The following is a 19,449-nucleotide window of genomic DNA, read 5'->3' as shown; positions in this document are numbered from 1 at the left end:
TAGGAAGAAGCAGTGAACTATTGGATTAACGTAACGGCAACGAATTAAATGTTTCTTCGCTTTCTGTTATAGGTTTCATTAGTTTAGACTACATTGATGTGCCGGATGAAACGGGAAGGATTATTACATTGGTTATTTTCGGTGTCATATCAATGGAGTGAATATACTCACCATTATAAGCTGGAAACTCAGTATTATAATGGTTTTTTTTTTAGAATGTAAAGATTTTTAGGAATATCATCACTTACGATATTCAAAGCAGTATTATAAGTGACGACATTTTTGTGTGGTTGACTACCTTAATTATTAAAATGTTTCTCAGCGTGGAACATTGGTATAAAATATACTTGTAGAAGTATTTTAAAGTAGGGGGACTCACATGAATAAATCAAGAAACCAATATCATAAATCTCATTGGTTCAATTATGTAATTGTTTTTCTTCTAGGGATTATATTAGCTATATTGCTATTCATTATATTTTTTAATAATAATCCTGAATCGAGGAATGAAACTTTGCAATCTCAAAAAGGTAGTGAATCAACTGTATCTAGTCAGCAATCTAGCACCGAAGAAGCAGCAACCAATCAGCTTAAAGATGAATATCCTTATGGGGTAGATGTCACGAACAATCAAAACATGACCTTTAGACCTAAAGGCGATAACGTAGGGACATTACACAGTGGAATTTCCATTTTGATTACGCCAATGGATGGTGCTTATTCTGTTAGGTTAGCCCATAGCTATCACGATGCGGATACTGATATTAACGATAGTTCTGTCTATAAATCCCAAATAAAAAATACTACGACTAAAAAGATTTTTATTCGAGGCTATGGATCGACTCCTCAAAGAGATATAAGTATAAATACTGAAATAAGCTTAAATACTCAGTTATCAAACTCGGGAGAAGAATTTGATAACTGGCAAGGTGCAAAACTTTATTTATTTTATGCTACAGACGGTACACTATCATTAGCAGTTCCAGATATTCATGTAGGAAAAGAAGGACAATACATGGAGTATCAGCAACAATAATTCTATAGAATAGTCTAATGATACTTAAAACGAATAAAAAATATCTTATAAACGTAAGACTAGAATTACTATTTTAAATTAGATAGGAGGATATGTATGAAAAACAGAAAATTATTACTACTGACAGTATCTGTTTCCATAGGACTGGTGGGATGTTCTACAAATGATTCTGCCAATTCTTCGAGTTCTTCAAAGGCGTCCAGTGATAAAGTCAAAGTCAGTTCTAGTTTAATCATTGCTAGCAGTGAGAACCGCAGTACGATTACGAGTTCAACTTCCTCAAATCAAATTACTGTAACTTCAAGTAGTTTGGAAAAACAAATTGATTCTACTGGTTTAGAAGAGAATGCTATATTGAGTGGTGATTATACATCTATGAATGGAACTTGGACCAATTCTAATGGGTATCAATTAACATTTAACAATGGTGAAGTTACGCTTTCGGGAGATGGAGTCGGAGGGGCGACTCACTTTACATTAAACGAGCCCGTGAAGCAAAGCAATGTAATTTTTTTATCATTTGATCCAGCGCCGGCTCCAAATGGAATGAATTTGATGCTTGCATTAAAAGGCACTAGTCCTTCCGAAGGGTTAGATGAAGATGGTACAGATTCAAGTAGGGATCGGATTATAATGGGGAATAACGGTGGAACAACGTTGTTCGCTCCTAAAGAAAAAGGCGGCATTCCTGATACTGCTTATTACAAAGACAATTAGATATTCAATCTATCAATAACTGTCACACCATCCGATTTCCAATCCGCCTATCGTTTCTCTAGTTTACAAACAGAAAATCATCCTCGATCTAACAAGGCATTTTTCTCAAATACGAAAAATGCCTTGTTTTTGTTCACACAAACTCGCTAAGTCATAGCAAAAAGGCAAAGTGAAAACCCGCAAAACCGCCCTTTATCGAACCTTATTTTCCTGATCGTTTTTTATCAGAAGTTTTCCCAATGTCTCGTTCAAATACCTTCAGCCATTTCTGCTGGGATTGAAGCAGCCCAGATGATTGCTGCCTCAGTTTTTTCCAAAGGGAGTAGAGTCGTTAATGAGTAAAATAACGGCGAGGCGATATTACTGATAGCATGTGCTATAAAAAGATTAGATAGAAACACACAAAAAAACAATGAGTGATAGCAACACTTACTTTTCAAATGAGCATTGAGAATTAAAAAATAATAGAGTGTTTATTATACTAAAAATAATTTATTGGAAATTCATTTATTCACTGTTGCTCTTTGGGCCATTAAGATCCACGAAAATCCACATAATCTATACAGGTTGGAGTGTTTAAATATAATTTTTTGGAATTTTCATTAATTTCATATAGAATTATAATAGGATATAGTTTATTATTTTACTTTCTAACATGTGAAAAAAATCTGCGGATAATCGTGTTGGATTCTAGGTATTATGAGAACAGACAATTTTTGAGTCGTTAGGGGTGGTTTCGTTGGTTTATGAATTGATAGATAGTCATTTTCAAAAAAGGTATACGTTTCTTGAATACATATATAGCCATCAAAAAGATTCAATTGAAGTTATGGAACTTGTAAAAATACTGGATGTATCGTATCCAACTGCGAAAAGGATCATTTTAGATGTTAGAGAAGATATTCGAAAAATGGATTTTGAAGATAGCATAGAAATAATCGATTTAGCTGAACAGAAAAGGATATTTATAAAGATATCTGATAGCTTTTCAATTAATTTAGTTCGCTTATTCTATTTAGAGAAATCTGTACGCTTTCAATTATTTTCGTTATTCTTAACACCCAGAAAATGGACTCAAGCCGAGATAATTAAGAAATTGAATATAACCTATTCAGTGGCTAGAAAAGAGCTTGCGTTCTTAAAAAAGTATATCTCTAAATATGCGAAAAACATTTCATTAAATACAAAAAAGTCTTTCTATATTGCTGGAGATGAAATAACGACTCGCATGTTTTACACTGGGATATTCCAACAAGTTTATGGTGGATATAAGTGGCCGTTTCATTTTATTAATTTAATGGAACTGTATGAAATATTAGAAAAACTTAGTCCAGATTTGTATGGCATGCATACAAATCGTTTTACACTGATTCATTACGGAGTAGCGATAACTCTCCTGAGATGCTCCAAAAAACCGATTGTTGATAATGTTTATTATTGGGAACCTTCTTCAGCTCACGAAATCAATATTTTTAATGAGTTTGTTAGTAAGCTTCATCAGAAAATTCCTACGATAACATTGGATTCACTGAGAATCGAGGCAAAGTTTCTAATTAGTTGCCTTTTTACACACAGCCTGTCTTATCAAGTTGATGAAGTTCCCACTTTTTTTAAAGAATCAAAAATTTTAAGTGACATGAATTTTTTAGATCAAATTGAAAAGAAGCTAGAGTTTGTTGAGCAATACTCCTTGTCTCCATTGACAGCTAAAGAACGTGATTTACTTAGGGTTCGATTAGTAGGGATTTTCTATCAAATATTTATTTATGGGGATTTTTTGAAGCAACGGGTATTAGATTTATATGTTCATCATCCTTTTGATTTTCCTTCTAATTCTGAACGTGAGCGTTCCTTTTATCATATTCTTATGAGAAACTATAGCGAAAAGGAGAAGGGATTTGACTTGGAGTATGTTGAGTATATTTGTGCAGCATATTACAAACTTCTTTTCTTTGAAATGGATAGGCATCTATATCATCCGAAAATTAAAGTACTTATACTGAGTAATCGATCTCCTGAAGTATTGATTAGTTCAAAATTACAAACAGTAATGAGTTATTTCTACATTGAAATAGTCTACAATTTAAGTGAAAAGGCTGATTTGATTATTTCCGATATGGCAATCAGTAAGCACAATCTGACAGCTCTGCCTGAAAAAATTCCAGTAGTAATTATTGAGGAGTCACTTCCAGCAAAAGATGTTAAGTCACTACAAGAAGTTTTGACAAAGATTTCAGATGATAAGTATAGACAAATGAAAGACTTAGGTTAAATGTACGTTACATAGTGATTGGTGGTTTTTCCTAAGTATTACCTATGGGATATGGATTCTATTTTATTTATGAACTATACCTGCTTCATTCGCAGAACGGCCAAACCTAGTTAAAAAACTCCTTCGATATATGAGTAGGTGATTGCTCACCGCTTATCTATCGAAAGGAGTTTTTCTATGTTTAAGGACAATTTGAGTCACTAGTGTTGCATAAATATTGTACCGGTATTATCAGAATATACTGACAATAACTTTCTGCTAAAATTTACAAAAAAAGGAAATGCTCACGCAAAGGATAACTTTTTCCAGAAATTTTTAGCCCTATTCAAGTGAAAACATGTGAGATGCCAACTGTTTTAACTTCAGCCATCTGATTGATAGTGAGCGAACCAATATTCAGCGGGGGCAAACATTAGGTAATGAAGAGAGCGTTTTAAAGCAAAAAGTGTGGCGGTTGTCCCCAGTTCGATCTTTATTAGAAAGGTCAGAAGTGTTGCTATTAGTGTAAGAATCACTTGATTGATGGCGCCTTGTTCCTTTTGTGAATAGATCCGTCGGATCATTACGTTTTGTTTCAAGTGCTTGAAGAAAAGTTCAATATGCCATCGTGCTTGGTACATATCTGCGATTTCATTTGGAGAAACATCAAACCGATTAGTGACAAGACGCAAAAGCCGTTGTCCTTTGGTCAGAATCGTGACCAATCTGAAGCGCTCAGTACTGTAATTGATACCACCACCCAGAATTACTTGTTGATCACTGATGATTTGTCCATCTGCTGTTTTTTGATTTGCGACTTCAAGTTGATCTAAAACTGTGATTTTAGTATTCGACCTTGTGCGAGTCACAAAGAAGTAGCCATCAGTATTTAGTTGATCTAATAATTTATAATCAAAATAACCACGATCTACTACATACGTAGCTTCTGTCTTATCAACGAAGCATTCGAAATGATTTCGATCATGTTCTTCCGCGTTTGTAATAGTGAATTTTTCGGGATACTGATGCTCTTTATCCAGATAACAGAGATTTAAATGAAGTTTGATGCCAGATTTTGTTTTTCGGAATTTCGCCCAAGGAAACCACGTTTTGTTCAATGGGATGGTTGTCGAATCAATGAGTTGAAGACTTGAAGTTTTTGAGCTTGGTTTTTGGGTGGAAATTTTCTGAACAAGTTGTACAAAAATTTCCATCAAGACTTCTGAATCAATCTGAGGCATCCTACGAGATAGTGAGCTGTGACAAAGTCCACTCAATCCTAGTTCCTTGCAAAGTCGCGAATCCATAAAGGCTCGATCAATTTCCCGAAAGCTAGGCATTTCTTCATAGACTGCATAAAGCATGAGTTTTAATGATGTTTTGAAATCTAGTTTTTTACTGTAATAATCATATTTATTGATGCTATTGAGGTTTTTTTCAGATAATTCAGTAAAATTTATGGAAGAAAACCATTTCTGAAACGAAGTTTCTGATTTATACTTATCCATGTGTGCTGTCCTTTTTATTGGTCTTGGATAAGTTATCCTAGATTCAGTATAAAGGACTTTTTGCATCTAGATAGCTTTAAATCAATGATTTGGTTAGAGTGGGGATCTTTGCAACACTAGTGAATTTGAGTATCTCTAGATGAAATTGCCAATAATCTATCCTCTTTATTTCTAATTAGACAAACGTGAGCATTGAGGTGAAGATCTTACAAAGAATAAATTTCTCCAGAGATGTTAAAAAGATTCTGTGAAGACATTTGAGAACTTTCTGGAATGTTTTTTAAGAATTGTTATTTCTAATTTTTATATATTGTTAAAACGACAAAAAAATATTCTTTTCGACTATTAGAAAAAATCAAACGTAATTAACTTAGAAAAATATGCTATATATGTATATATAACATATTTTTTTGTTATATTAAAGTTTGTTTTAGTAAGTTAAGTTTTGAATTACAAGCGCGTCAAAATTTTTAGGAAAGGAGCGTAGAACATGAAAAAAGGTAAGCCGTTTATCTTTTTGGTATGCTGCTTAATGTTGCTTGAACAGACAGTTGTATCAGTGTGTGCTGTAGATATGATTTCAAATTCTGAACCAGTGCAAACCAGCTCAGAAAGCCCTAAATCAGAAAGCTCTAAAGAAGAAAAAGAAATTGAAAAAAGCACTGAGGAAACTGGCAATAGTGTAGTAGAGGATAACACTGAAGGAAGTCTAGATACTGTACCTGAATTTAAAAATAGTAATGAAATAGAATTAGTACCAGAGGAATCTTCTGTTAAAGAAACGAAAGTGATGTCTTCTGCTGAAAGTATGTTATCACTTGAGATTGAAAATGAACAGCAATTTAAAGCAGTATTACTCGGAGAGGTTTATGAAGAGTCTGAACAGACTGCTATTGATTATGGGACTATCGATGACAGCGAAGAAATAGTTTTGTTATTGAAGACCAGTCTGAATTTATCAGAAGCTATACGAGGAATCAAACGTGAAAATTTGAAAATTGTTGGCAATGGTACGGATACTCAGATTATGGCAAGCAACAGTAATTGTCAGCTGTCATTTGAAAACCAATCTTCTACTCAAAATCAGCTTGTCTTTCAATCAATTGAATTTTCCAATGTAATTTCGACTCAGGACTTCATTCATACAGATGGAGCCTTTGAATTAAGGTTTATTGATAGTTCATTTTTTATTGGGGCAGCGACTACGGCGATTCATTTGAACAATCAAGCACGAGTGTTTTTTTCAGGAGAGACAAGTATCTCCACTTATAGCGGAACTGTTAGAAATTTAATTTTGGCAAGCGAAATAAATATTGATGATCATTTTTTAGCAGAGATTCAAGGGTCTGGAAATGCTTCAGTTTTTACTGCGAATAAGGTCTGTATTACTTCCGACAGCATATCAACTTTTTCAAAAACGAATACAGCTAATCAAGGCGCTGCCTTCGAATTGACGGATTCATTATCAAGTCTGGTTATTTCAGACAAAGCGACTGTAGAAGTTAACCAAACAGGTAGATTGGCATTAGTAAATAGCAATACAGATAGTTCATTCTCTCTAGGAAAAGAAGCGATCTTGCATTTAACGAATCGCCAGGGGCTTACTGGAAACGGCAATAGCTATTTTGATTCGGTAATAGTTGGTGCAGGCAGTCAAATGGAAATAAACAACGTTGAAAATGGATTTTCTTCCATTAGGGCGAGGCGCTCATTTGTTGTCGAAGATAGTTCGGAACAAAAGCCTACACAGCTTAACGGAAGAAGAGGAAACACAGCCAGCTCAGCATTTATTCAAATGGACCAGCAAAATGCGGAGATAACGATTGGGGATTACACACAGATTGCGGTGGAACAATTAGGACCAATGATCACCGGAACTAGCGGGACGACCATTGACATCAGAAATCATGTAATGATTGATAATGAACATAGTTTTGGACTGACTGGTTCTGTGGCTGTAGAGAATATTGAGATTGGTGATAATTGTTCTATTAACTTGACTGAACCCGCCAATGCTGCGACGAGCACAGCATACTCGACTTTTTTAGCTCAAAAAACAATTTCTATTGGACAGAATACCACAATTGATTTTAAACAAACTAGAACAACTGCAACGAATGCGTTGTTTTGTCTGTCGGCAACAGATGGTCAATTGAATATCGGAGCGGCGTCAACAATTAGTGCTGAGACAAGAGGGGCGATTCTACAAGCTTCTTTAGCAACTGTCACGCTTAATGACTATAGCAAGGTGATAGGGACAGTAGGTCAAGGGTTTACAGGCGGAACAGTAGTTAAAAAAATTGATATGAAAGATTCTTCGGAAATCATACTTACAGAACACAATAATAATACCAATACAGGGATGTTCTCTATTGAGGAATCATTCACGATGGGTCCTCATACGATCTTGAATGTTCATCGAAACTCAACTAGAGATGCTTCACTTATTACATTTAGCGGTAAGGATGCTTATTTTCAATCATCTGAGGAGTGTCAAATTACAGTAAATCAGGTTGGTGCTGTTTTTGAAGGTCTTCGTACAACGAAACTCTTATTTGGTAATAAAAATGTAGTGAATATTACCTCAAGCAGAGGCTTGACGGGAAGTGTGGGTACTGTCGCGGATTCCATTAAGTCATTAGATATTGGAGAGGATACTAAGGTAACCCTGATCGAGCATCCATCAGTAAATGTTGCACAGGTTTTTATTCGTTTACGTGATTCATTGACTATCGGTGAGCGATCTGAACTGGCTATTACCAGAGAAAGCACTAGGACCACCTCGGTCATAAGACTAACTCGATCTAAATCAAAATTTACAATGCAGCCAAATAGTAAATTAAAGGTTAAGGCTGCAGGAGCAACATTAAATGGGAAAAGTTCAACGGATATGTTCATAGGAGACGACACAGAGGTATCTATCGAATCTGGCTACGGATTAACGAGTAATTTTTCCATTCGAAGTTTAATCATTGGGAAAAGAAGTACGATCAAAATGAAGGAACCAACATCGGGGAATGTACCGTCAACTAGCTTGAATGTTCCTGCAATTCGAGTGGCGAAACAATTTACTCTAGGAGAAGAATCTGTTTTAGAAAGTACCCGTGAGCGGACAACGTCGGATTCGCGATTCATGCGACTGAATTCAGCTAACTCGGAAGTAAAATTGGAAAAAAATGCAGTGATGAAAATCAATCAATCGGGTGGAATATTTAATCCAGTTGCCACTTCTCGCTTCATCTTAGAAGAAGGCGCCACCTTTGATGCGGTCACTAAGTATGGTCTTACACAATCCAGTCGCAGATTTAAGGAATTGACTATTCAGAAGAAGGCTGCATTTTCTATTACCGATGAAGATTCGGGAGTTGGATCAGGATCAAGCTTTACAGGACGTCCGCTGATTGACATTGGCGATCAGATTCATGTAGATGAGGATGCTGTGTTTCGCGCAAAAACTACGATTAATCGCTCGGAGATCATCTATTATAGAAATACTTCGGCTGTCTTAGATGTTTCTAACGCCAAATATTTTGAATTGAGTCACCCTACGCTGCAAAATGGTAGCGGAAATACTAGACTTCAACGTCTGATTCGATCAGCGTCGAATACTACTTCTAAAGGGCTAAAAATCTCAATTGAAGACCAGAAGCTTTCATTGTGGACATCTCAACAAGAGCTTCCGAATGAAGAATTTATCAATATTTCTGGTTCCTTGAGAATCAACCGAAACAATGGTGTCCGCCCCAATTTTGCTCTAAGTGCTTCTGGGAGATCACGCTTCATTCACGGAGAATCAATTAGCGGGGCGATGCAATCTAAAAATGGTGAAGATGTCTATGAGACGATTGCTAAAAATAATTTTCATCGATTGATTTTATCGACTCCTGAGGGATTAGTCGCGGGAATAGATCCATTAAGTGACCAATCAGAAAGCATTACTGGCTACATGTACGAAGATTCCGATATCATTGATCTTCGTTACACAGATTTGGCTGGAAAAGAACATCAAGTGATGAAGGATTCTCCCGAAATTATTTGGGGAGAGTATCGAGATGAAGAAGAACAATATCGCTATTTCACTGTTCCATTGGGAGAACGACGACTTGCAACAGATTCAGAAGTAACGATTTTTTTATCCAAACCAACTAGTGAGACATTCATTGATATTACGTCGAGTGAAAAGGTGATAAAAGGCATCGATTATCAGGGCTTCAATGCAACTGTAAGTAAAGATAAAATTAACAGCTTCACTAATGATGATGACCTTTATCAATACCTTTTAAACGAGACCCGTGTTTCAGCACAAAATATCTTGACTCAAGAAGACTTGACCGCAAAGGCGAAAATCATTGAAACGAATTTGACAAGAAGTGTAAAGGAAGATGGCACGTACTACGCTGTTATCGAGGTAGGAAACAAGCCCTATCAATTTACCTTGGCAATTGAAGTGACATCAAATTTACATCAGATGAACATTGTCATACCAATGAAAATGATTTTTGAATCTTTATATTCTTCAAATAATATGTCCCGCGATTTTACTTCTAAGGATTATCAAATCAGGAATCAATCCCTGATTGCGGTAGATACCTATGTCAATGAATTTGCTGTCAAGCAAGATTCTGGTGTTGTTTTATTACGTGAAGGTGAAGATCCGTTAGACTATGCGGAATCCGATTCTGAAGAAGAAGATCCAGTGCTAACAGAAGAAGATATCAAATCGCCATTGCTTAAATTATTTTTGAAAACAGAGGAAGGCGAAACTCAGCTATATAATCGAATGACAGAAAAACATATTGCGACAATGGATAAAAGAACTACAAAGACGATTGGATTGAGTGGGCATTTCTATGGCGATTATCCAAAATGGATCGTTGACAGTGAGGAAGAGGCTGGCGGTTATTACGAGGAGAATCTAGTACCGAAATATAATCTAGTTTTCCGTTTTGTACCTAATGAGGAATAGTAAGAAATAGGAAAGGAAGAGTAATCATGTCAAAAGTCAAAGAAAAAAAGTTTAAGCTTCTTATTCTAGCTATCCTGATCTTACTGATAGGTATTTCAAGCTATTTCTATTTTAATCGAAAGACAAACGTACCAATGCTTAGCGCTGACTTACTCCCAGAAGTTGAAGAAGCTACTGATAGAGCTGTCGCAGTTAAGGCGCAGGAAATTGCCGATGCCAACTATTTTACACTGTCGATCAATCCAGTTATAGAATTTGAACGAGCGGAAGATGAAGGAAATATCGGGATTATAAATCCGGTAACGAATGCCTATCCTATCGCAGTGAATATTCACGAACTAGAATCTAATGATTTATTATATTCTTCAGGAGCAATTTATCCGAATCAAGAGATTCAAAAGGGTAAATTGAAGAAAAAATTAGCAGCAGGAGAATATAAAGCTGTTGCGACTGTTGATATCTACGATTCTAAAACAAAGGAAAAAAAAGGAACTACAGAAGCAAAATTAACGATAATCATAAAAAATTGAATGGAGAATGAGCAATGAAAAAAGCAAAATCATTATTAACGGCTGGAGCATTAGTGTTGAGTTTAGTATTAGGTAGTGTGGCGTTCGCGGATCAAACGATCGATGGACGAGACGGGGATACTTCTGGTGACGTGGAAGTAAATGGAATTATTGGTTCATTTGATAATACAACACCCGGACCTGATCCAGAAAATCCAGATGAATGGATCAATGTTACGATTCCAACAAAAGTATTATTCTATACCACAGAAGCTTCAAACCACCAGACAATTGAATCACCAACGTATAACGTTACAAATAATTCAGCAAAAGGTGTAATCGTGGAAGCCTCTCAAGTAAGTAATCCGCAAGCAATCGACGAAATTGATGAGTTGAAAATCAATAGCATTGAATTGATTAAAGATGGAGCTGTGACATTATCTGCAACTGAATTATTTGAATTAGGAGATAACACCACGGGAGCTTCAGCACGCTCAACTTTTAGCTTCAACGGAAGTGCGACACCAGTTGATCCTGATACTGAAGTAAACCCAACTTTTAATTTAGTTCTTAGCTTTGAAGCAGTAACTGAATAGTATTTATCAAGAGATAGAGAGGATCAATTGCATGAAATCTCGTGTGTCGTATCTAATAAGTAACGGGTTAATAATTTTCTGTTTTCTGTTTATGAGTACTTTATGTTATGCGGACACCATTACTAACGAAACGGAAGGAACGTCAGTAGTTCCAGTGTCTGGGAAAATAGGAAGACAAAAAAAAGACAATGATCATTCCCAACCAATAAGAAAACAAACGTTAGTTATTGATCGTTCTTCTTTAGAAGATAAACAATTACCCCAGCTAGGTGATTCTAAAAACAGGATTGTTTGGTATGGTTACTTATTTTTAATCATCTTCCTCTACCTTCTTCGAATTAGAAAACAAAAAACGAAATATATGTAATCGCAAATATAAGAATAGAACTTCGAAATGAGAGGGAAAAGCCTGACTCTCATTTCGAAGGATTTTTGTAAATACATAGAATTTTGAACGGGGGATTATCTTGGGGACAATTTTGATACTTACAAAAAATTTAATGGCAGAGCAACAGCTTCAAGAAACATTACAATATCTTGATTATGAGGTTTTTTCTTCTGTTAAAGCCTTTCATTTTTTGACTCATACTAACAATTTGGAGCATCCGATAAAGAATTATCAAGCAATCGTTCTTAGTGATACGATCAGTGAATTTGAGATAGTGGAAATAGTTCCAAAACTAAAAGCAGAAAATCAAATTATTTTACGAAAAAATATTAATACACCACCAAAGAGATTAAAACAGCAATGGAAAACGATCGGCATTGATGGATGGCTGTCCAACGATAATTTACTGGAGCAAGCAAGAGAAGTGCTATCTGAAAAATTAGAGGATCTTAATGACTTTGAAGAGGATCAATTTTTATTGAATACTCAAGTTAGAAAGGTTTGTAGAAATACGGATCTAGAAAAATTGAATATCTTTCTATCTAATAAAGAAAAACTTGTTTTTAAGCATTTGAGAGAAGCGGAAGCCGGGATTGTTTCTCGAACAGATCTCTGTCATTATTTATGGGGAGATGAACCAAACAATTCGTATCTATCACAAATTTCAATCATCGTTCGAAATATAAGAAGAAAAATGGTAGAGTATGGGTATTTAGATATTTCGATTGAAACATTGCGAGGAACAGGCTATCGATTAGTAAGTACGGATGAATAATTTTTAGAAGATTAAAAATTCTCGCAAGAAAAGAATAAACTCCCTATCAAAGACAACAAATATCACTTTGTCTTTGATAGGGAGTTTATTGTATTGAGGAAAGCTATAAACGAATTTTCAGATTTTTTTATTTCGTTGATTTTAGCTGTCCTTTTTATTCAACTCTTTTTGTCTTTGCGTTTTGTCCCAACCACTTTCGCTCTTGAAATGTCGAATGGTGGCCTGAGGATAAATTTGAGAAAGTGTCAACAGAAATTCTGTGAGAAAGAACGTATCTAGAAAAACATTTGCTAGAGAAAATTTTCGTTCTTTATTTCGATTATAGAGCCAGGCCCAAATGAAGTTTATCGATAATATATAAAGCAGCATCAGTAAAAAGATAACTATTATACTGAACATTAAGCGATTCATTCCGTAAAATAAATACAGATCTAGAATAACCACCCCTGTATAGATAACGATCAAATATTCTAACATCATCAACCAAGGTTTGAAAAGAGTCATCAGGAATTCGAATTTTTGCTTGCCCTCCAGAGTTTTTGATCGAATAATCGGCCAGATATATTTACCTGATTGAATATTACCTTGAGACCATCTTACTCTTTGCTTAACTAAAGCAGCCGGATCACGATCAATTCCTGACTGTGTCACATAAATATCATCCAATTGAATATTTTTTGCAGGAGTCTCGCCTAAGAAAAGACGCGTTGATAAATCAAAGTCCTCTACTAAGCTTTTACTCCACGGCGCATCTTCTAACGTATCCAGAGTTGATAGCTTACAGAATTGTCCATTTCCGCCAAAAGCAACGGTTCCTGTCATTGAACGAAGTGTCTGCGTTGCGTTGATGATTTCTGCAAATTCCAAATCTTGAGAACGATTTTTGGTACTGCTGATAACACGTACTTTTGATTGCAATCCCGTAACATCCTTGCGATTGTTAAAAACAAAATTTACTTTTTCAAAATAGTGCTCCGGAAGCAGTGTATCCGCGTCAATAATGGCGATCAATACATCATCAAATGATTTTTGTTCTTCGACTAATTCAGCCTTAATGATGTCATAAACATAATTTAAGGCTTCTCCTTTTCCTTGTTGAGCCTGCGGTTTTTTTCGTTGAATTAAGCGTACTCTTGGATCACCGAATTTTCTGACTTCCTGAGCCGTGTTATCCTCGCTGGCGTCATCAATTACGATGATATGCAGCTTTTCATAATCACTTTCGAGAATACTTGTTAATGTATTTCCAATAACGACCTCTTCATTCATACAAGGAATCATGACATAAATATCGTAGTCCTTCTCAACAGCAATAGGACCTAGATCACTCGTCGTTTTGCGATGGGAATAAGCATACCATAACAATGCTGTCTCAAAGGTATAGTATAAAATGACAAATATAGATACCACTAAGAAGACATGCTGTAACGAAATCAAGCGCGCTACCACGTATGCTGGCAAGAAATCCCATATTTTTGCCAAGTAATAGACCAAATAAATCAAAACAAAGCTTGGGAAAATATACAATCCTGCTTGAATGATAGGGTTATGATATTTTTTTAGTCCAATATAAAATCCGTACAAGACAATCATAAAAATATAAAAAGCTTGTGCCGTAAAATTGACTGTTTTCGTTCGAACAAAAAGCTCCTGCATATCGACGCTCGGTTGATATATAGCCAGAAGGACGATGCCTACGATTAGAATAAATGAAAATAAATATAGATGATTTTTTTTAGGACGATCCCATCGTGAATTGACAGTAGCAGTGACAGCTAGATACAGAAGCCCGCTGATAAACAGTTGACTGATTGCTCCAAACAGCCCGGCTACATTAAAAAAGAGCGACCCATAATTTAGCTTTAAACTATTCAAATAATACGATGGTTCGAAGTTATACTGGCTTTTTACAAGCGAACCATTTAGTAACACCAGAATAATAATTAGCATACAACTGAACGATAAGATCATAGCGATAAGGTAATTTCGTTTGAACTTAGTGGGATCTATGCTTTTCTTCAAAAAAATCAAATAACTAAGTGGGGTAAGGACACCCAGATAGCTTAGTATATATTCTGGGGTTTGAACTAAGAAGTTCATTCCTGTTTTTGACAAATACAGATGATAAACTAATAGAAATAATAGGAAAAACGACAGCAGGAATTGAAAGACGACTAGGATCAGAATGAATGGCCGCATTTTCTTAACGGACAAAGGCTGTTTACGAATATAGCCAATGATCAACAATCCTCCCCAAACAGCTAACGGTAAAAATCTTAAGGCCCAGCTTTTATAAGCGAATGGCTCGCCTCCAAAAATCAAGCTAAACTTGACAATCAACTGCATACTGGAATACACGACAAAAAAACCAGCAGAGAAAAGACCCAGAGCAGTAATGTGCTTTGGCAGTTTTTCTTGGTCTTTAACAATATTGTAGACTACGTATATTACAGGGAACATGAAAAATAACAATGCCCAATTTTGCTCATGCCCATTAATGTTTGCAGCAAGAACGGCAAAAGAATAGTCTGTTAGAACGAAAAATAAAAGTCCAATGAGCAAAAAGCTCGATAAATAATTGCGTTTATTACTCATTGATTATCTCCATTATCTTTTCAGCTGTTGTTCCGTCTCCATAGGGATTCTTTACTTTTTTCATTTCATCATACTGTAAGGGATTATTCATCAATTCAGTTACTCCCTCAATAATGGCTTGTTCATTTGTCCCAATCAATTTTAATGTACCGGCGGCCACACCTTCAGGACGTTCTGTGGTGTCCCTCAACACTAATACTGGAATTCCTAATGCTGGGGCTTCTTCCTGTATGCCGCCAGAATCCGTCAAAATCAAGTAAGCCTGGCTCATGATATTATGAAAATCAATGGTATTCAATGGTTCAACAATGTTAATATTGTTCGCTGTTAGATAGATTGCGGCTTTTTCACGAATGATTGGATTCATATGAATTGGATAAACAAATGTGCAAGTGTCGCTATATTTTTCGGCTAAAGCATTGATGGCTTTAAATATTGAACTCAGATCATCCAAATTTTCGCGGCGATGTGCGGTAATAAGGATCAATTTTTTTCCATGTAAGCTCGTTAGTATTGGATGGTCATACTCTTTTTTTATCGTATACTTCAGCATATCGATCGCGCTATTTCCCACGACGAAAATAGAATTCTCTTTTTTTCCTTCATTCAGCAAGTTTTTCTTGGTTGTTAATGTCGGAGTAAAATGATAATCCGCCAATACACCTGTTAATTGTCGATTCATTTCTTCTGGAAAAGGGGAGTATTTATTATGTGTCCGTAACCCGGCTTCAATATGAGCAATTTTTATTTTGTGATAAAAGGCCGCGATTGATCCAGCCAAAGTTGCGGAGGTGTCTCCGTGAACAAATACGATTTCCGGCTTTTCTTTCTTAAAAATTGGATCTAACCCAGCCAATGTCGTAGTTAATATTTCTGTGAGTCCATTGGATTGATCCATGACTTTCAGATTATAATCCGGTTTAAAATCAAAATAAGTGAATAAATTGTCCAGCATTTCTTTATGCTGGCCTGTGTTCACGACAACAACCTCATTTCCTTTCTTTTTAGCCTCCATAATGACCGGATAAACTTTGATAAACTCTGGACGTGTTCCAAAAACAAATAAACATTTCGGTTTCATTTTAGAAAATCTCCCTTTACGTAATAGTGCTATGGATATAACATTTTAAACGATTAATCCATAGACAAACCAAATCAAAAGTAATACGTAAAACGTTTTACGTCAAGTAAACCGAACATCTTCTAATTTCGATAAGTGTTTTGTTATTTGATTAGTAACTATTTGAATGATATTTTTAATCGATTAAGCGAGGAGTCATTCTTCATAAAAAACTCCATATAGTACGTCGATGCTTAAATCGACTTTAATATTTTTTCAGGAAAATAAGTTGATCAATCTTATAAAACTGCCATCTACCGAACATTGTTTTCCTGATCGTCCTTATCAGGCGTTTTCCCAACATCCCGTTCGAACACCCTCAGCCATTTCTGCAGCCAAGTGATCTTCAGTCCGAATTCATGGGCATTTTCTAAAATCGAACCGATCTCGTAAATAATTAACAGCGCTGTCCAGATTAATGCTGCATTGATTGGCAGAGTAATTCCTACAGTTGGCGCGATTTTGTCTAAGGCAGCGGCGCAAATGATTGTGGAAAAGGTAATGAATTTTGTAAACAAGCCATATAGGTTAATCGAAGACACCCAGGTATGACTTTTCAACGCTTTGACGTATCCGGTGGTGAGGTCGAGTCCAACCATGGTCAAAAAAACGCCCATGATCGGCAGACTTCCGCCGAATAAATAATTGATTAAGGGAATTTGTATCATATAGATTCCTCGCTTTCTTAAGTAATTGATAGCCCCTGCGAATTTCTTTTCGCAGGGGCTAATAGCTGTTGATCCCTACGCAGTATGTGATTGTCAATGATCGGATTTAATTGGGAAAAGAGTTATTCCCGTGGTGAATCAGGCGGCCCTTCCTTGTTTTTCTTCCTGATTCTGTGCAGCCATTGAAGAACTCTATTTTGTTCTTTCGTGTCTTGGCTGGATGAATCTTCATCTATGAATGTAGCAGTTGGTTTCTGATCGCTGGTTTCGCTATAGCTTGATTGTGGAAGCGACTCTTTTTCTACTTTAATCGCTGCTTTTTCCGGTGGAGCGATAGTCGTTAATTGTTTAAAATAGTGACCATGCGGTGTTGTTGGTAGTGCAGATGGCTTTGGTGTCGTCACTACCGCAGGTTTCTCCTGTTTTTCCGCGACTTCACAGCAACCGACTTCTTCACAGGCCGCTTCCTCAACAGGCTTTCCATCGTAACGAACACCTCTCGTCTCATTTTCTGGATCAAATATCAGTGTTTCCTTATGGGTCAAGACCTTGGCGGTGACCACAGAATCAAATAGTTTTACGCCGTTTTGTGTACAAATGTCTAAGTTCGTCAATAATTCGCAAGCTTCTTTGATCTGCGGCGCCGTTAAGTTGGGATCAAGATCTCTGTATTTCCAATTGTGGGTGCCGCCATCGCTTTTTCCAAAGGTGGCAATTAAATCCTTGGTCATTGTTCTGTTCCTTTCTTTGATTTTTTCTACGTAGGTTGGTTCATGGTTTCATCAAGGTTCGCTAGTTTCTTCAGGTCGGACAAATGAAATAAGGGAGCGGGCAACAGAGACGACTGTTTCACCGAATTTTTTTACTGGAAAAACTCTCAGTTTCAAAGTCTTCCATTCGGGTGCCATAAAGTAGTCTTCAAAATAATAAAAGAGACGTTTCATGGTACGTGTGGCTTTAGTATGCATGAACACTTCGCGGACAAGATCCTTTAGAAAGTGATCAAACTCCGCCGCTCCTAATTGGCAGCGTACTTTCAAGGCTAAGATATATTTAATCGTGACACTACTGTTTTGTGTTTCATGGTAGAAATTGGTGATTCGTTGTTCGAGTGTTTTAGCTTTTAAGTTGAATAACTGCCGAAACGACAGTGTTTGTATAACATTCATTGATTCTCATCCCTTCATTAGATAGTAGAGGAGGGCGGCGATAGCACCGCTGCTCCTCAAAGTATTTGGTTAAAAAATAATTGTTTCAATCGTTTCGACGTACTTCGCACTTTCGACAGTGTTGAAGAGGTCTGCACCATCTTTATGACAAAGTTTTACCTCTGTCATGCGTTGTAACAATCCTTTGATCTCCGTATCGGTCTTTTGAGTATCGGGATCATTAAAGCTCCAGGTGTGATTCTTCCCTAAGCTGTTTTTAAAGGTTGCAACGAGTTTTAGCATTTTTTCTCTTCCTTTCTATGATTTATTTGGTATAACGTGATTGACTGGTTAGGATCACGCCGTCTAGCTGGCTGCCTTCCACTGATAGCGATTTCATAATTTCTCCCAGTTCGAGGACCTTTTCCTCGCTGGGCTCGTCCATTACATTTGTAAAGGTGATCTTCTTAGTTTTTTCTCCGCCTGCATCGATTTCTACTTGTAGTTTATTGCCGATTTTTTGAATCATGGTTGTTTCCTCCTAATTTTTTTGTTTCCGGCCGGTGACTAAAAGATAAACGATTTCTAAAAAAAGTGCGAATCGCAAAATAACCGCTACCCCCCTCAAATTGACCTGTTTTTAGGGAAAAACCCTTATTTTTGCATGAAAACAGGTCAAATTAGGGGGGGGAAGTGTCAAATTGCGATTTTACAAAGCGGATAAAAATGTAGTATAATAAAAGGTTTTGTAAAACGGTTACATTTTTTTGCATAAACAGCAATAGCTTCATGTACATTCAAAAAAAGAAAAGTTGAGTGTTTTTTCTATACATTTTTCTGGTTTAGAAAAACCTGAACTACTAACACATGATTTATCTGCAAACCCATCAAGGAGAGTTACAGGCGAACATCGGCTAATCTATAGAGTAGAAAAGGAAACAATCCATTTTTATTCTGCAAAAGATCATTATTGAGTTCTCTAAAGAAAATGCACTTTTTACCGATGAAAACTACGATGAAATTGCAAATGCAATACCTATGAATAAGCTACCGACTCTCCTAGCAAAAGAATCGCTTTTCTTATCTATCGTCAATCTAAAAAAATAGAAATAGCCGTAATCCCATGCTATAATAAGTTTGCGAAATGTGAAGATTTCGAATACCAGAAACAC

General features: G+C 36.2%; 15 protein-coding genes and 1 pseudogene. 8 read left to right on the top strand and 8 right to left on the bottom strand.

Translation table 11 applies throughout. From position 1 onward, the window contains the following. Positions 1 to 379 precede the first annotated feature (379 nt). From IGI52_RS07600 to IGI52_RS07590, 3 genes are all read left to right on the top strand, one after another. Complete coding sequence (locus IGI52_RS07600; protein ID WP_438780902.1) at positions 380 to 1,036, top strand: hypothetical protein; 657 nt, start codon at positions 380 to 382, stop codon at positions 1,034 to 1,036. 96 nt (positions 1,037 to 1,132) lie between these two features. After that, positions 1,133 to 1,753 carry a DUF6287 domain-containing protein gene (locus IGI52_RS07595; RefSeq protein WP_326931358.1) on the top strand — a complete coding sequence of 207 codons (621 nt, stop codon included), beginning with the start codon at positions 1,133 to 1,135 and terminating at the stop codon, positions 1,751 to 1,753. 739 nt (positions 1,754 to 2,492) lie between these two features. After that, complete coding sequence (locus IGI52_RS07590; protein WP_438780901.1) at positions 2,493 to 4,025, top strand: helix-turn-helix domain-containing protein; 1,533 nt, start codon at positions 2,493 to 2,495, stop codon at positions 4,023 to 4,025. Positions 4,026 to 4,387: 362 nt separating this feature from the next. On the opposite strand, the gene IGI52_RS07585 is transcribed toward IGI52_RS07590, so the two are convergent. Continuing rightward, the gene (locus IGI52_RS07585; protein ID WP_438780127.1) at positions 4,388 to 5,512 is read right to left on the bottom strand and encodes an IS4 family transposase; all 1,125 of its coding nucleotides are present in this window, start codon (positions 5,510 to 5,512) and stop codon (positions 4,388 to 4,390) included. A 490-nt stretch (positions 5,513 to 6,002) separates the two neighbouring features. Here IGI52_RS07585 and IGI52_RS07580 point away from each other — a divergent pair, with 490 nt between their 5' ends. The 4 genes from IGI52_RS07580 to IGI52_RS07565 all read left to right on the top strand — a co-directional run bounded on the left by IGI52_RS07580 (position 6,003) and on the right by IGI52_RS07565 (position 12,746). Then, on the top strand, positions 6,003 to 10,478 hold the full coding sequence (locus IGI52_RS07580; protein WP_438780900.1) for a hypothetical protein: 4,476 nt from the start codon (positions 6,003 to 6,005) through the stop codon (positions 10,476 to 10,478). Between the two features lie 26 nt (positions 10,479 to 10,504). After that, positions 10,505 to 11,008, top strand: a complete 504-nt coding sequence (locus tag IGI52_RS07575) for a hypothetical protein (RefSeq protein WP_438780898.1) — start codon at positions 10,505 to 10,507, stop codon at positions 11,006 to 11,008. A 14-nt stretch (positions 11,009 to 11,022) separates the two neighbouring features. Then, complete coding sequence (locus IGI52_RS07570; protein WP_137439826.1) at positions 11,023 to 11,583, top strand: hypothetical protein; 561 nt, start codon at positions 11,023 to 11,025, stop codon at positions 11,581 to 11,583. A gap of 467 nt (positions 11,584 to 12,050) precedes the next feature. Continuing rightward, positions 12,051 to 12,746 carry a helix-turn-helix domain-containing protein gene (locus IGI52_RS07565; RefSeq protein ID WP_438780897.1) on the top strand — a complete coding sequence of 232 codons (696 nt, stop codon included), beginning with the start codon at positions 12,051 to 12,053 and terminating at the stop codon, positions 12,744 to 12,746. A gap of 141 nt (positions 12,747 to 12,887) precedes the next feature. Here IGI52_RS07565 and IGI52_RS07560 read toward each other — a convergent pair whose 3' ends face one another. From IGI52_RS07560 to IGI52_RS07530, 7 genes are all read right to left on the bottom strand, one after another. After that, entirely contained in the window at positions 12,888 to 15,341 is a 2,454-nt protein-coding gene (locus tag IGI52_RS07560; protein WP_438780896.1) for a glycosyltransferase family 2 protein, read from the bottom strand. Further along, complete coding sequence (wecB, locus tag IGI52_RS07555) at positions 15,334 to 16,422, bottom strand: non-hydrolyzing UDP-N-acetylglucosamine 2-epimerase (RefSeq protein ID WP_431414183.1); 1,089 nt, start codon at positions 16,420 to 16,422, stop codon at positions 15,334 to 15,336. The genes IGI52_RS07560 and wecB overlap by 8 nt, the downstream gene beginning before the upstream one ends. A 293-nt stretch (positions 16,423 to 16,715) precedes the next feature. Then, on the bottom strand, positions 16,716 to 17,129 hold the full coding sequence (locus tag IGI52_RS07550) for a phage holin family protein (RefSeq protein WP_438780894.1): 414 nt from the start codon (positions 17,127 to 17,129) through the stop codon (positions 16,716 to 16,718). Between the two features lie 122 nt (positions 17,130 to 17,251). Further along, positions 17,252 to 17,860 carry a hypothetical protein gene (locus IGI52_RS07545; protein WP_438780112.1) on the bottom strand — a complete coding sequence of 203 codons (609 nt, stop codon included), beginning with the start codon at positions 17,858 to 17,860 and terminating at the stop codon, positions 17,252 to 17,254. A 51-nt stretch (positions 17,861 to 17,911) separates the two neighbouring features. Beyond that, complete coding sequence (locus IGI52_RS07540; protein ID WP_127978001.1) at positions 17,912 to 18,298, bottom strand: hypothetical protein; 387 nt, start codon at positions 18,296 to 18,298, stop codon at positions 17,912 to 17,914. Between the two features lie 69 nt (positions 18,299 to 18,367). Further along, entirely contained in the window at positions 18,368 to 18,580 is a 213-nt protein-coding gene (locus tag IGI52_RS07535) for a DUF2922 domain-containing protein (RefSeq protein ID WP_016181240.1), read from the bottom strand. A 22-nt stretch (positions 18,581 to 18,602) separates the two neighbouring features. Further along, a complete protein-coding gene (locus tag IGI52_RS07530; protein WP_438780892.1) occupies positions 18,603 to 18,806 on the bottom strand; it encodes a hypothetical protein in 204 nt (67 codons plus the stop codon). Positions 18,807 to 19,110: 304 nt separating this feature from the next. Between IGI52_RS07530 and IGI52_RS07525 the strand changes: the two are divergent. After that, a pseudogene (locus IGI52_RS07525) lies at positions 19,111 to 19,251 on the top strand (Txe/YoeB family addiction module toxin); the annotation flags it as partial. Positions 19,252 to 19,449 lie beyond the last annotated feature (198 nt).

The sequence above is a fragment of the Enterococcus sp. DIV0187 genome (assembly GCF_051713785.1).
GTDB lineage: Bacteria > Bacillota > Bacilli > Lactobacillales > Enterococcaceae > Enterococcus_A > Enterococcus_A avium.
This window is presented reverse-complemented; position numbering and strand designations above follow the sequence as displayed.